Source organism: Variovorax sp. GW821-FHT09D04 (genome assembly GCF_059416405.1).
The window spans coordinates 330,040-342,757 of sequence record NZ_JBWKPA010000007.1; the positions used below are offsets into that span (position 1 = coordinate 330,040).

The 12,718-nt window shown below is 68.6% G+C and carries 12 protein-coding genes; 1 reads left to right on the top strand and 11 read right to left on the bottom strand.

What is annotated here, in order from left to right; genetic code table 11:
* Positions 1–8: 8 nt before the first annotated feature.
* The 3 genes from AC07O4_RS22425 to AC07O4_RS22435 all read right to left on the bottom strand — a co-directional run bounded on the left by AC07O4_RS22425 (position 9) and on the right by AC07O4_RS22435 (position 2,158).
* On the bottom strand, positions 9–398 hold the full coding sequence (locus tag AC07O4_RS22425) for a cupin domain-containing protein (RefSeq protein ID WP_095746917.1): 390 nt from the start codon (positions 396–398) through the stop codon (positions 9–11).
* Positions 395–1,144: an IclR family transcriptional regulator gene (locus tag AC07O4_RS22430; RefSeq protein ID WP_495305711.1), complete on the bottom strand. Its 750-nt coding sequence runs from the start codon at positions 1,142–1,144 to the stop codon at positions 395–397. Before AC07O4_RS22430 ends, AC07O4_RS22425 begins: the two co-directional genes overlap by 4 nt.
* 93 nt (positions 1,145–1,237) lie before the next feature.
* Positions 1,238–2,158: a 2-hydroxyacid dehydrogenase gene (locus tag AC07O4_RS22435; RefSeq protein WP_159272781.1), complete on the bottom strand. Its 921-nt coding sequence runs from the start codon at positions 2,156–2,158 to the stop codon at positions 1,238–1,240.
* 87 nt (positions 2,159–2,245) lie between these two features.
* On the opposite strand from AC07O4_RS22435, the gene AC07O4_RS22440 reads away from it, so the two are divergent.
* Complete coding sequence (locus tag AC07O4_RS22440) at positions 2,246–2,560, top strand: EthD family reductase (RefSeq protein ID WP_119552476.1); 315 nt, start codon at positions 2,246–2,248, stop codon at positions 2,558–2,560.
* Here the strand turns inward: AC07O4_RS22440 and AC07O4_RS22445 are convergent.
* The 8 genes from AC07O4_RS22445 to AC07O4_RS22480 all read right to left on the bottom strand — a co-directional run bounded on the left by AC07O4_RS22445 (position 2,538) and on the right by AC07O4_RS22480 (position 12,710).
* On the bottom strand, positions 2,538–3,542 hold the full coding sequence (locus AC07O4_RS22445) for a hypothetical protein (protein ID WP_495305712.1): 1,005 nt from the start codon (positions 3,540–3,542) through the stop codon (positions 2,538–2,540). The two genes, AC07O4_RS22440 and AC07O4_RS22445, sit on opposite strands and share 23 nt — an antisense overlap.
* Before the next feature lie 126 nt (positions 3,543–3,668).
* Positions 3,669–4,631 carry a DUF4349 domain-containing protein gene (locus tag AC07O4_RS22450; RefSeq protein ID WP_495305713.1) on the bottom strand — a complete coding sequence of 321 codons (963 nt, stop codon included), beginning with the start codon at positions 4,629–4,631 and terminating at the stop codon, positions 3,669–3,671.
* 59 nt (positions 4,632–4,690) lie between these two features.
* Positions 4,691–6,691: an acetyl/propionyl/methylcrotonyl-CoA carboxylase subunit alpha gene (locus tag AC07O4_RS22455; RefSeq protein ID WP_492737596.1), complete on the bottom strand. Its 2,001-nt coding sequence runs from the start codon at positions 6,689–6,691 to the stop codon at positions 4,691–4,693.
* The gene (locus AC07O4_RS22460) at positions 6,684–7,355 is read right to left on the bottom strand and encodes a DUF4126 domain-containing protein (protein WP_095947914.1); all 672 of its coding nucleotides are present in this window, start codon (positions 7,353–7,355) and stop codon (positions 6,684–6,686) included. Before AC07O4_RS22460 ends, AC07O4_RS22455 begins: the two co-directional genes overlap by 8 nt.
* A gap of 19 nt (positions 7,356–7,374) precedes the next feature.
* Positions 7,375–8,169 (bottom strand): enoyl-CoA hydratase/isomerase family protein, encoded by a 795-nt coding sequence (locus AC07O4_RS22465; protein ID WP_495305714.1) that lies wholly within the window; start codon positions 8,167–8,169, stop codon positions 7,375–7,377.
* 13 nt (positions 8,170–8,182) lie between these two features.
* Positions 8,183–9,805 (bottom strand): carboxyl transferase domain-containing protein, encoded by a 1,623-nt coding sequence (locus AC07O4_RS22470; protein ID WP_495305715.1) that lies wholly within the window; start codon positions 9,803–9,805, stop codon positions 8,183–8,185.
* On the bottom strand, positions 9,802–11,469 hold the full coding sequence (locus tag AC07O4_RS22475; protein ID WP_495305716.1) for an AMP-binding protein: 1,668 nt from the start codon (positions 11,467–11,469) through the stop codon (positions 9,802–9,804). Before AC07O4_RS22475 ends, AC07O4_RS22470 begins: the two co-directional genes overlap by 4 nt.
* A gap of 68 nt (positions 11,470–11,537) precedes the next feature.
* A complete protein-coding gene (locus AC07O4_RS22480) occupies positions 11,538–12,710 on the bottom strand; it encodes an isovaleryl-CoA dehydrogenase (protein ID WP_062478706.1) in 1,173 nt (390 codons plus the stop codon).
* Between the last annotated feature and the right edge of the window lie 8 nt (positions 12,711–12,718).

The window sequence follows — 12,718 nt, forward strand, 5'->3', positions numbered from 1 at the left end:
GTTGTCGTTCAGGGCCGGATCACGCGCTCCGGCGATTCCTCGTACGGCGGGCTGTAGATCACCAGCACGCGCACCGGCTCGTCGCTCACCACCGTAAAGGTGTGCATCGCGTCGGCCGGAAAAAAGCAGCTGTCGCCAGGGTGCAGCTCCTGCCGCTGGCCGCCCACCTCGGCGACCGCGCGGCCTTCGAGCATGTAGCAGACCTGTTCGATGCCCGGGTGCGCATGCGGCAGCGCGCCCTTGCCCTTCTGGATGTGGCCCACCAGCACCTCGAGCTGCTTCGCACCCACCGTCTCGGGACCGATCAGGCGCTTGTTCAGCGTGCCGGTGTGGTTGGCGGGGTGGTAGCCGGTGATCTCGTCCTCGCGGACGAAGTAGCGCGCAGCGGTGGCAGTCATCGGGGGCTTTCTGTCTTGGGTTCGATCGCGAGGCAGGCCGAGCGCAGCATCGCGGCGATGTCGTCGATGCGCGCTTCCATGCGGTAGCGCGGGCCGGCCACCGAGATCGCGTAGGCCTCGCCGCCGATGCGCAGCGGCCAGGCCAGGCCGATCAGGTCGGGAATGCTTTCGCCCAGGTTGCCGTACCAGCCGCGCGCGGCGCCGCGCTGCAGCTCGGCCTCGATGGCATCGGCGGTGGTGAGCGTGGCGTCGGTGAGCGGCGCGAGCGTCATGCCCTCGAGCAGCGTGCGGCGCGCCTCGGGCGCGAGCGTGGACAGCAGCGCGCGGCCCAGCGAGTTGGCGTACGCGGGTCGCGTTTCGCCCGACTCGGCCGTGTAGCGGATGCGCTGCGGCGCGCTCAGCACGTCGAGGTAGACAACGTGCTCGGCATCGCGGAACTTGCCGAACACCACCGTTTCGCAGGCGGCGTCGCGCAGTTCCTCGAGCGTGGCCTTCACCCGGTCGAGCACCGGGTCGTGCGCGGCGATGACCTGCGCCATGGCCAGCAGCCGGCCCGTGGGGTAGTAGCCCTGGCGGCGGCCGGTCTCGTACATGTAGCCCTGCTCTTCGAGCGTGCGGATCAGGCCCAGGCAGCTGGACACCGGCATGTCGAGCAGCCGCGCCATCTCGGACAGGGCCAGCGGCTGCTTCTCCCGGGCAAAGAGCTCGACGATCTCGATCACGCGAAACGCTGTTTTCACAACCATGAAGAAATTTTCTCGTATGTGAAAAACAAAAGCGTCGGGGTTTTCCCCCGCCGGCCGCGTGTCAGCCGGACCGTCGTCGTCGGCGCAGGGCCGTCAGTAGCCGCGGACGGGATCGACGATGCCGGCGATCGGCAGCCCCTGCTCCATCGCGCGGATCTTCCCGGCGATCTGGGCGATGGACTCCTCGCGCAGCGTGCGCGCCGAGCCGTGCGGCGTGACGGTGATCTTCGGGTGGCGCCAGAAGGCGTGGTCGGCCGGCAGCGGCTCGACCTGGAACACGTCGAGCGTGGCGCCCGCGAGCTGGCCGGCGTCGAGCATCGGGATCAGGTCGTCCTCCACCAGGTGGCCGCCGCGCGCGATGCTGATGAGGTAGCCCTCGGGCTTGAGCTTGCCCAGCGTGGTGCGGTTCAGGATGCCGCGCGTGGCTTCGGTCAGCGGCAGCAGGTTGACCAGCACGCGCGTGGAGGCCAGGAACTCGTCGAACTGCGCCTCGCCACTGAACACCTGCACGCCGTCGAGCGCCTTGGGCGAGCGGCTCCAGCCGAGCACCGGAAATTCGAACTGCGCCACCGCCTTGGCCACGCGCTCGCCGAGCACGCCCAGGCCCATGATGCCGACCGGAAAATCGCGCCGCAGCTTCGGCTTGCGGTAGCTCCACTTGCCCTCGCGCGCATCGGCTTCGTACACGTCGAACTCGCGGAAGTGGCGGATGAGCGTGTGGCACACGTACTCGGCCATCTGCACCGACATGCCCGCGTCGTCGAGGCGCACGATGCGCGTGTGCGCGGGCACCTTGAGCTTGAGCAGCGCATCGACGCCGGCGCCGATGTTGAACAGGCCGCGCAGGTCGGGCTGCTCGTCGAGGAACTGCTGGGGCGGCGCCCACACCACGCCGTGGTCGGCCTGCGGCGCGCCGGGCGTCCAGGCTTCGATGGTGGCTTCGGGGAGTTCGGCCTTCAGGCCATCGATCCAGGGATCGGGACGGTTGTCGGTGAGGTAGACGGAGATTCGCATGGGCGCCATCTTAGAAGGCACCGGCTTGTTGCGTCGCGCGCCATCTCCTATGCTCGACCGCATTCAGCCACCCAGGAGACACCTTCCATGATCAAAGTCAGCGTGATGTACCCCCACACCCCCGGCGCGCGGTTCGACCACGACTACTACCGCGACCAGCACATGCCGATGCTCAAGGCCCGCATGGGCGACGCCTGCCTCTCGTACACCATCGACAAGGGCCTGGGCGGCGGCGCACCGGGCGCGCCGCCCACGTATGTCGGCATGTGCCACGTGTTCGCCGAATCGGTCGAGTCCTTCCAGAAGGCCTTCGGCCCGCACGTGAAGGAGATCATGGGCGACGTGAAGAACTACACCGACATCGCGCCGGTGATGCAGATCAGTGAAGTGGTGGTGGGCTGACGGGCTCCTGCCCCAGGTCCGCCGGAACACGCGCCATCAACCCCACGCCCGGCACGTAGCCCCGGTCCGCTTCGTCGAGCTGCGTCGGGTCGACACTCCACGCATCGGCAAGCGCCGTGACGTCCTCTTCGCCGGGCACGACGCTACGGCCAGTCGGACGGACCTGGCGGTCGGCGTCGCGCCGCGACATGCCTGAGGCGACCAGCGCTGCCTCCCGTGCGAATTCATCCTCGAGCAGGTCCGAGAGCCGATCGCGCGCATCGACCGGCGACAGTCCGCTGAGCACGGCAAAGCCCAGTGCGGCTTCCTCGGCGCTCTGTGCGCCCACGTTCGCATACACCTCGCCGCTGCTGCCTGCATAGCAGAACTGCCGCCCGGGCTCGCCGCGGCGTGCGCGCGCCCAGGTGACGAAGTCGGCGACACGGTGGCTGCCGAAGAACTGCGCTTCGCCGAAGTGGTCCTTCAGGCGCGTGAAGATCACGTCGAAGGCCTGCCCGATGCCTTCGAGGCGGTCCTCCGGGTACACGGCGGGATACGGCAGGCCGTCCCCCACGAGAAGCACCCAGCCCTCGACGGGCGGTGATGCGAACACCCAGGGGGCCTGTCCGCCAGACGTCCGGCGGTAGGCCGCCGCGATGCCGGTGTGCCAGTTGGCCGGCCCTTCGGACGCCCATCCGAGGGCATCGAGCACTTGTGCGGGGTCCGAGGCGCGCACGGCAAACCAGCAGACCTTGTAGCCGAAGGGCTCCGGCAGGTCCGGGGTCGTGTCGAACTGCGGCGCAGGTGCCTCGACGGGTGGCGCGGGCGGGTTCCGTGGTGGGCGCTTCAAGGGCTTCGGCGGCGTCGGGGGCGCCGAGGCCCATGGGGCGGCGATCAACCGCGCCATGGGCTGGGCGGGTTTGACGTCGAAGGTGTAGCGCAGTGCAGGGGGCGCTGCGGGCGGTGGCGCCGGTTCAGGCGCAGCCGGCACAGAGGCAGGCACCGCCCCATCGTCCTGCGCCTTCCCCAGGCCCAGTCCCGCAAGAAACTTCCGAAATCGACCCGCCATGCGGCCCCTCCTTCTTGTCGTGCGGCCGCGCTGTGTCGGGCGCGGCCGGCGCGCAGTGTCTCACGCCACCTTGGCGCGGCGGCGACGCCACAGCACCCGCACCAGCCACCCCACGGGCAGCACCACCAGCAGCAGCCACGGCAGGGCAGCGGCCACGAAGGTGATGAGCGCGCCCACGCTTTCGGCCAGCACGTCGCCGGCGTTGCGCAGCGCGTGCGCCATCGGGCTGTAGCCGTCGCTGCCACTCACCAGCGCGCGCTTGGGCGTGAACTGGATCTGGATGTGCTGCTTGCTGGTCTGCTGCGCCAGCACCTTGCGCTGGGTGGCGATGGCGTCGAGCTCGGCCTGGGTGTCCGACAGCGTGCGCTGGATCGCCAGCAGGTCGGCCATGGTGCGCTTGGTGACGGTGTCGCGCAGCATCACGCGCAGGCTGTCGCGGAACTCGGTGCGGTTCTTGATGCGGGCCTCGACGTCGATCACCTCGGAGGTCTTGTCTTCGCTGGTGGTGGTGTGCGAGACCACGTTCGCCACGCCGGCCAGGCCGCCGAGCAGCTTGTCGACGTCGGCGGGTTCCACGCGCATCTCGAGCAGGGCATTGCCCGGCTGCTGCGGCGTCTCGCGCAGCAGCGAAGACGACAGCAGCTCGCACTTCAGCGTGCCGCACAGGTCGCGCACCTTGCCCCAGGCATCGGCCAGCTGTTCAGCCGGCACTTCGACGTTCAGGTCCTGCCGCACGGCCAGGAAGCGCTGCAGCGCGGTCTCGCCACTGCCGCCCCGCGCCTCGTCGGACTGCGACGCGGCGATCTCGGCCTGCGGTGCGCTCGCCCGCTGTGCTTTCATGGCACCGCCATAGCCCATCGGCGGCGCCGGCATGGACGCGGAGGCCGGCGCGGCCGACTCGGCACTGCGCTGGCGGTCGCAGCCGGCCAGCGACAGGGCGGCCGCCAGGGCCAGCAGGACAGCGCCTGCGCGGTGGCGCACGGCGGCGCGAGGTGTCGGCATGGAAAGGGTGCGGCGGATCATCAGGACTCCTTGAAAAGAATGACTACCACCGCTGATACGGGCGAGCGCCCGGATCGGGGTTAAGCGGCAGCCGCCATTCGCAACAATTCGTCGCCCTCCGCCACCTGCTCGCCCGGCGAGAACATCAGTTCCTCCACCGTGCCGTCCGCCGGCGCGGCGATGGTGTGCTCCATCTTCATGGCTTCCATCACGGCCAGCGGCTGGCCGCGGCTGACCTTGTCGCCGGCCTTGACCGCGAAGGACACGACCTTGCCGGGCATCGGCGCCGTGAGGCGGCCGCCTTCGGCGTGGGTGTCGCCCGCATGGGCGAGGCGGTCGATGGCGGTGAGGCGCGTGGCGCCCTTCGCGGCGAACACGTGGGCGGTTGCGCCGTCCAGGTGCACGTCGAGGGTCTGGCGCGTGCCGGCGAACTCGAGCTCGAACTCACCCGAGGGAAAGCGACCGATGGTGAGCGGGCCTTCGACACCGCCCACGGCGAGGTGCAGGCCGCCGTCGCGGCGGTAGGTCAGCAGTGCGCTGTGCTCGGCACCACGGAACTCGAAGTCGAAGCGGCGCTTGTACTCGCCATGCGCGCGCCAGCCGTCGCGGCGCTCGAAGGGGTCGGGCAGCTGCGTCGGCCACTCGGTGACCAGCGTGCGCGTGATGGCGGCGGCCGCGGCCAGCGGCAGGCCCAGCGGCTCGCGGTCGAACAACACGGCGCGCTCGCGCTCGATGAGCGCGGTGTCGAGGTTGGCCTTCGAGAACGACTCGGTCGCCAGGATGCCGCGCAAAAACTGCACGTTGGTCGACACGCCCACGATCTGCACCTGCGCCAGCGCCGCGTCGAGCCGGGCCAACGCCTCGGCGCGCGTGCTGCCGTGCACGATGAGCTTGGCGATCATCGAGTCGTAGAAGGGAGAAATCTCGCCGCCCTCGCGCACGCCGTCGTCGATGCGCACGCGGCTGCGCTGGAAGGCGGTCGCCTGCGGCTTGCGGTACACGCGCAAGGTGCCGGTGGCGGGCAGGAAGTTGTTGTCGGGGTTCTCGGCGCAGATGCGCGCCTCGATGGCGTGGCCGTGGATCTGCAGCTCCGATTGCTTGGCGGGCAGCGGTTCGCCCGAGGCCACGCGCAATTGCCACTCCACCAGGTCGAGGCCGGTGATGGCTTCGGTCACCGGGTGCTCCACCTGCAGGCGCGTGTTCATCTCCATGAAGAAGAAGTTCATCTCGCCGCCTTCGCGCTGCTCGACGATGAACTCCACCGTGCCCGCGCCCACGTAGTTCACGGCACGCGCCGCGGCCACGGCCGCATCGCCCATCTGCTTGCGCATCGCCTCGGTCATGCCGGGCGCGGGCGCTTCCTCGAGCACCTTCTGGTGACGGCGCTGCACCGAGCAGTCGCGCTCGAACAGGTAGACGTAGTTGCCCTGCGTGTCGCCGAACACCTGGATCTCGATGTGGCGCGGGCGCTGCACGTACTTCTCGATCAGCACCGCGTCGTCGCCGAAGCTGTTGATGGCTTCGCGCTTGCAGGAGGCCAGTGCCGCCTCGAAGTCCGCAGCCTTGTCGACCGCACGCATGCCCTTGCCGCCACCGCCGGCGCTGGCCTTGATGAGCACCGGGTAGCCGATGCGGTCGGCCTCGCGCTGCAGCAGCGCCGGGTCCTGGTCGCTGCCGTGGTAGCCGGGCACCAGCGGCACGCCGGCCTTTTCCATCAGCTGCTTCGACTCGGCCTTCAGGCCCATGGCCTTGATCGCCGAGGGCGGCGGGCCGATGAAGGCCAGCCCGGCGTCGGCGCAGGCCTGCGCGAACTCTTCGTTCTCGCTGAGGAAGCCGTAGCCCGGGTGCACGGCTTCAGCGCCCGTGGCCTTGGCGGCCTCGAGGATCTTTTCCCAGCGCAGGTAGCTGTCCTTCGGGGCGCTGCCGCCGAGGTACACCGACTCGTCGCAGGCGCGCACATGGTTGGCGTGCGCGTCGGCATCGGAGTACACCGCCACGGTGCGAACGGCCATGCGACGTGCGGTTGCGGCCACGCGGCAGGCGATCTCGCCACGGTTGGCGATGAGGATCTTCTTAAACATTCGGAGTGTCTCCCGGAGGATTCTTTTTCAGTTGAAAGGCGGACGTGACGCCCGGATCGGGCCGGCCACTGAAGATGCGTGCCACGCGGCTGAACAGCGCGCGCAGAAAACGCCAGCTCTTGCGGATGAGCCACACGCTGAGCACGAGCACGAAGACGAACAGCACGAGAAAGACCAGCGGATGCGCCACCGCGAGCCACAGCCCGGCCGGCACCATCGAGTCTTCGACCAGCGACGCGCCGACGTTCGAGAACGGCTCGGGCGAGGTGTTGATGGCCGCGCGCGTGGTGGCCTTGGCTGCATGCGCCGTGGCCGCGAAGCCGCCGCCCAGCAGCGCCGCGACGACGGCCATGGCGCCGTGGTCCGCGCCGAACACGCTGGCCGCGAGCGCCGCGCCGGCGGGGATGCGGATGGCGGTGTGCACCACGTCCCACAGCGAATCCAGGCCCGGGATCTTGTCGGCGAAGAACTCGACGAACACCATGAAGCCGCTGACCGCGAGCACGATCGGATGCGCAAGCATCTGCAGCCCCGCGGGCAGCGGCACCCAGCCGAAGTAGCCGACCAGGCCGGTCAGCAGCACGACGAGGTACAGACGCACGCCGCTGGCCCAGCCGATGGCGGCGGCCAGTGCGAGCAGTTGCGGCATGTCGAGTGCGTTCATGGCGGTCCTTGGTTGGCTGTCAGCCGGCGAGCCAGGACGGCTTGCGCTTCTGCAGGAAAGCCTGCACGCCCTCGCGGCCTTCGTCGCTGGCGCGGATGTCGGCGATGCCTTCGACCGTCTTGGCGATGAGCGCGCTGTCGATCTCGCGGCCCGCCACGTCGGCGATCAGCTGCTTGCAGGCGCGCACGGCGGCGGGGCTGGCGCCGGTAAGGGCCTTCAGCAGCTCGTCGACCTTGGCGTCGAGCGCGTCGTCGGCCACCACCTCATGCACGAAGCCGATGCGGTGCGCCTCGGCGGCGGTGAAGCGCTCGGCCGTGAGGAAGTAGCGCTGCGACGCGCGCGGGCCCATGGCACGCAGCACGTACGGGCTGATGGTCGCGGGTACGAGGCCGATCTTCACTTCGCTGAGGCAGTACCACGCGGTGTCCACGCTCACGGCCATGTCGCACGCGGCCACGAGCCCCATGCCGCCCGCGTACACGTCGCCCTGCACGCGCGCGATGGTGGGCTTGGGGCACTCGGCGATGGTGCGCAGCATGTCGGCCAGCTTGCCCGCGTCGGCGAGGTTCTCGCCCCGCGTGTAGTCGGCCATGCGGCGCATCCAGTTGAGGTTGGCGCCCGCGCAGAAGGCCGGGCCGTTCGCGCCGAGCACGATGGCCTTGACCTGCGGCGCGGCGCCGGCTTCAAGGAAGGCCTGCGTCAGCTCGGCGATCACGACGTCGTCGAAGGCGTTGCGCGCGTCGGGCTGGTCGAGCCAGATGCGTGCGACCGCGCCGTCGATGGCGAGGTTCAGCTTGGTGAAGGTGCTGCTCATGCGGTGCCCCTCGTCACATGCGGAAGATGCCGAACTTCGGTTCGGGGATCGGCGCGTTGCGCGACGCAGCCAGGCCCAGTGCCAGCACGCGGCGCGTGTCGGCCGGGTCGATGATGCCGTCGTCCCACAGGCGCGCGGTGGCGTAGTAGGGGTGGCCCTGGTCTTCGTACTGCTGGCGGATCGGGGCCTTGAAGGCCTCTTCCTCGTCGGCGCTCCAGCTGCCGCCCTTCAGCTCGATGCCGTCGCGCTTCACCGTAGCGAGCACGCTCGCGGCCTGCTCGCCGCCCATCACGCTGATGCGCGCGTTGGGCCACATCCAGAGGAAGCGCGGGCTGTACGCACGGCCGCACATGCCGTAGTTGCCGGCGCCGAAGCTGCCGCCGATGATGATCGTGAACTTGGGCACGTTGGCGGTGGCCACGGCCGTCACCATCTTGGCGCCGTGGCGCGCGATGCCTTCGTTCTCGTACTTGCGGCCCACCATGAAGCCGGTGATGTTCTGCAGGAACACCAGCGGGATCTTGCGCTGGCAGCACAGCTCGATGAAGTGCGCGCCCTTCTGCGCCGACTCGCTGAACAGGATGCCGTTGTTCGCGATGATGCCCACGGGCATGCCCTCGATCTCGGCAAAGCCGCAGACCAGCGTGGCGCCGAAGCGCGCCTTGAATTCGTGGAACTCGCTGCCGTCGACGATGCGCGCAATGATCTCGCGCACGTCGAAGGGCTTGCGCGTGTCAGTGGGGATCACGCCGTACAGCTCTTCGCGCGGGAAGTCGGGCGCGCGCACCGCGGCGCCTTGCGGCGTGTCGGCGGCCTTCGCGTTGAGGTTGGCCACCGCCGAGCGCGCCAGCGCCAGCGCATGCAGGTCGTTCTGTGCCAGGTGGTCGACCACGCCCGACAGGCGCGTGTGCACGTCGCCGCCGCCCAGGTCTTCGGCCGACACGACCTCGCCGGTGGCTGCCTTCACGAGCGGCGGGCCGCCCAGGAAGATGGTGCCCTGGTTCTTCACGATGATCGATTCGTCGCTCATCGCCGGCACGTACGCACCGCCGGCCGTGCACGAGCCCATGACCACCGCGATCTGCGGAATGCCCTGGGCGCTCATGTTGGCCTGGTTGTAGAAGATGCGGCCGAAGTGCTCGCGGTCCGGGAACACCTCGTCCTGGTTCGGCAGGTTGGCACCGCCCGAGTCCACGAGGTAGATGCAGGGCAGGCGGTTCTGCTCGGCGATCTCTTGCGCGCGCAGGTGCTTCTTGACGGTCAGCGGGTAGTAGGTGCCGCCCTTCACGGTCGCGTCGTTGCACACGATCATGCAGTCGACACCGTTCACGCGGCCGATGCCGGTGATGATGCCGGCGCCCGGTGCCGACTCGGCCCCCTTGCCGTCGAGGTACATCGCATGCGCGGCCAGCGGCGCGATTTCGAGGAAGGGCGTGCCCGGATCGAGCAGCTCGGCCACGCGGTCGCGCGGCAGCAGCTTGCCGCGCGCCGTGTGCTTGGCGCGCGCGGCCTCGCCGCCGCCCTGCTCCACCTTCGCGAACTGCTGTTGCAGGTCGTCGACCAGCGCGCGCATGGCGGCTGCATTGGCCTGGAAGTCGGCCGACCGTGCGTTGAGTTTGGTTTCGAGTTTGCTCATGCTGTCTTTTCTTGGCTGAGACCGAGCTGTTCGGTCATGGCATCGCGGATCTTGAATTTCTGGATCTTGCCGGTCACCGTCATCGGGAACTCGGAGACGAACTGGATGTACTTGGGCACCTTGTAGTGCGCGATCTGGCCCTTGCAGAAGTCGCGGATCTCGGTGTCGGTGGCCGTCTGGCCGGGCTTGACGATGATCCAGGCGCACAGCTCTTCGCCGTACTTCTTGTCGGGCAGGCCGACCACCTGCACGTCCTGCACCTTCGGGTGGCGGTACAGGAATTCTTCGATCTCGCGCGGGTAGATGTTCTCGCCGCCACGAATCACGAGGTCCTTGATACGCCCGACGATGTTCACGTAGCCCTCGGCGTCCATGGTGGCGAGGTCGCCGGTGTGCATCCAGCGCTCGGCGTCGATGGCCTCTCGCGTCTTGGGCTCGTCTTCCCAGTAGCCGTGCATCACCGAGTAGCCGCGCGTGCACAGCTCGCCCGACTGGCCCGGCGGCATGATCGCGCCGGTCTCCGGATCGATGATCTTCACCTCGAGGTGCGGCTGCACCGTGCCCACGGTCGACACGCGGCGATCGAGCGGCGTGTCGGTGCTGCTCTGGCAGCTCACGGGGCTGGTCTCGGTCATTCCGTAGGCGATGGTGATCTCGCCCAGGTGCATCTCGTTGACCACGCGCTTCATCACTTCGATGGGGCACGGCGAGCCGGCCATGATGCCGGTGCGCAGGGTCGACAGGTCGAACTCCTTGAAGCGCGGATGGTCCAGCTCGGCGATGAACATCGTGGGCACGCCGTGCAGGCCCGTGCACTTCTCGGCCTGCACCGTCTCGAGCACGGTGAGCGGGTCGAAGCCGTCGTTCGGGTACACGATGGCCGAGCCGTGCGTGAGGCAGGCCAGGTTGCCCAGCACCATGCCGAAGCAGTGGTACAGCGGCACCGGAATGCACAGGCGGTCGGCCGGCGTGAGCTTCATGCACTCGCCGATGAAGAAGCCGTTGTTCAGGATGTTGCGGTGCGTGAGCGTCGCGCCCTTGGGGAAGCCCGTGGTGCCGCTGGTGAACTGGATGTTGATCGGGTCGGTGGCCTTCAGCGTCTTCTGCGTGGCGGCCACGCGCGCGTCGGCCGCATCGCCACCGGCCAGCAGCTCGCTGAAGCGGCGCATGCCGGGCTGCTCGTCGCCCTGGCCGGGCTTGTCGATCCAGAAGGTGTGCTGCAGCAGCGGCAGCTTGGCCGGGCCCAGCTCGCGCAGCATGCCCAGGTAGTCGCTGGTCTTGAACTGCGCCATCGTCACCAGCGCCTTGCAGCCGACCTTGTTGAGCGCGTACTCGAGCTCGGAGGTGCGGTAGGCGGGGTTGATGTTCACGAGGATCAGGCCGACCTTGGCGGTGGCGATCTGCATCAGCACCCAGGGCACGTTGTTGTGCGACCAGATGCCCACGCGGTCGCCGGGCACGAGCCCCAGGCTCAGCAGCGCGCTGGCCAGCTTGTTCGACGCGGTCTGCAGTTCGCGGTAGGTGAAGCGCTGGCCTTCGTGGCGGCTGACGAGGGCTTCGCGTTCAGGCTGCTTCTCGACCATGTCGTCGAAGAAGTCGCCGATGGCTTGCTCGATGAGGGGGACGTCCGTGGCGCCTTGGGCCAGGCTCTGCGTCAGTGGCATCGTCTTGTCTCCTTGTCTGGCGCCCTCTCCCTGCGGGGAGAGGGTGGGGTGAGGGTGTGCAGCGCGGCTTATGCGGTTTCGCTGAACAGCTCGCGACCGATCAACATGCGGCGCACTTCGCTCGTGCCCGCACCGATCTCGTACAGCTTGGCGTCGCGCCACAGCCGCTCGACCGGAAAGTCCTTGGTGTAGCCCACGCCGCCCAGCGTCTGGATCGCCTCGCCGGCCATCCAGGTCGCCTTCTCGGCCGAGTACAGGATGGCGCCGGCCGCGTCCTTGCGGAAGGTGCGCGCATGGTCGTTGCGGTCGCAGGCCTTGCCCACGGCGTACACGTAGGCGCGGGTAGCCTGCCAGGTCGAGTACATGTCGGCGATCTTGCCCTGCATCAGCTGGAACTCGCCGATGCTCTGGCCGAACTGCTGGCGCTCGTGGATGTAGGGAATCACGGCGTCCATGCAGGCGGCCATGATGCCCAGCGGGCCGCCCGAGAGCACGGCGCGCTCGTAGTCCAGGCCGCTCATCAGCACCTTGGCGCCCATGCCTTCGCCGCCGAGCACGTTCTCTTCGGGCACTTCGCAGTTGTCGAAGAACAGCGGGAAGGTGTTGGAGCCGCGCATGCCGAGCTTGTCGAGCTTGGTGCCGGCCGAGAAGCCCTTGAAATTCTTTTCGACGATGAAGGCGGTCATGCCGCGCGCGCCCATTTCGGGTTCGGTCTTGGCGTAGATGACCAGCGTGTCGGCGTCGCCGCCGTTGGTGATCCACATCTTGCCGCCGTTGAGCACGTAGTAGCCGTCCTTCTTGTCGGCCTTGAGCTTCATGCTCACCACGTCGGAGCCGGCGTTGGGCTCGCTCATGGCCAGCGCGCCCACGTGCTCGCCGCTCACCAGCTTGGGCAGGTATTTCTTCTTCTGCGCTTCGCTGCCGTTGCGGTGGATCTGGTTCACGCACAGGTTGGAGTGCGCGCCGTACGACAGGCCCACCGAGGCCGAGGCGCGCGAGACTTCTTCCATGGCCACGATGTGGGCCAGGTAGCCCAGCTCGGTGCCGCCGAATTCTTCCTTCACCGTCATGCCGTGCAGGCCCAGCTCGCCGAGCTTTTGCCACAGGTCGTGCGGGAACAGGTTGTCGCGGTCGATCTCGGCGGCGCGGGGCGCGATTTCGTTGGCGGCGAAGTCCTGGATCGCGCTGCGCAGCGCGTCGATGTCGTCGCCCAGGTCGAAGTTGAGGCCGAAATCGTGCATGAGTCTTG

What these genes read in the sequence shown, in the direction of transcription:
- AC07O4_RS22425 (WP_095746917.1), bottom strand. Translation starts at nt 398, where the DNA reads ATGACTGCCACCGCTGCGCGCTACTTCGTCCGCGAGGACGAGATCACC.
- AC07O4_RS22430 (WP_495305711.1), bottom strand. Translation starts at nt 1,144, where the DNA reads ATGGTTGTGAAAACAGCGTTTCGCGTGATCGAGATCGTCGAGCTCTTT.
- AC07O4_RS22435 (WP_159272781.1), bottom strand. Translation starts at nt 2,158, where the DNA reads ATGCGAATCTCCGTCTACCTCACCGACAACCGTCCCGATCCCTGGATC.
- AC07O4_RS22440 (WP_119552476.1), top strand. Translation starts at nt 2,246, where the DNA reads ATGATCAAAGTCAGCGTGATGTACCCCCACACCCCCGGCGCGCGGTTC.
- AC07O4_RS22450 (WP_495305713.1), bottom strand. Translation starts at nt 4,631, where the DNA reads ATGATCCGCCGCACCCTTTCCATGCCGACACCTCGCGCCGCCGTGCGC.
- AC07O4_RS22455 (WP_492737596.1), bottom strand. Translation starts at nt 6,691, where the DNA reads ATGTTTAAGAAGATCCTCATCGCCAACCGTGGCGAGATCGCCTGCCGC.
- AC07O4_RS22460 (WP_095947914.1), bottom strand. Translation starts at nt 7,355, where the DNA reads ATGAACGCACTCGACATGCCGCAACTGCTCGCACTGGCCGCCGCCATC.
- AC07O4_RS22465 (WP_495305714.1), bottom strand. Translation starts at nt 8,169, where the DNA reads ATGAGCAGCACCTTCACCAAGCTGAACCTCGCCATCGACGGCGCGGTC.
- AC07O4_RS22470 (WP_495305715.1), bottom strand. Translation starts at nt 9,805, where the DNA reads ATGAGCAAACTCGAAACCAAACTCAACGCACGGTCGGCCGACTTCCAG.
- AC07O4_RS22475 (WP_495305716.1), bottom strand. Translation starts at nt 11,469, where the DNA reads ATGCCACTGACGCAGAGCCTGGCCCAAGGCGCCACGGACGTCCCCCTC.
- AC07O4_RS22480 (WP_062478706.1), bottom strand. Translation starts at nt 12,710, where the DNA reads ATGCACGATTTCGGCCTCAACTTCGACCTGGGCGACGACATCGACGCG.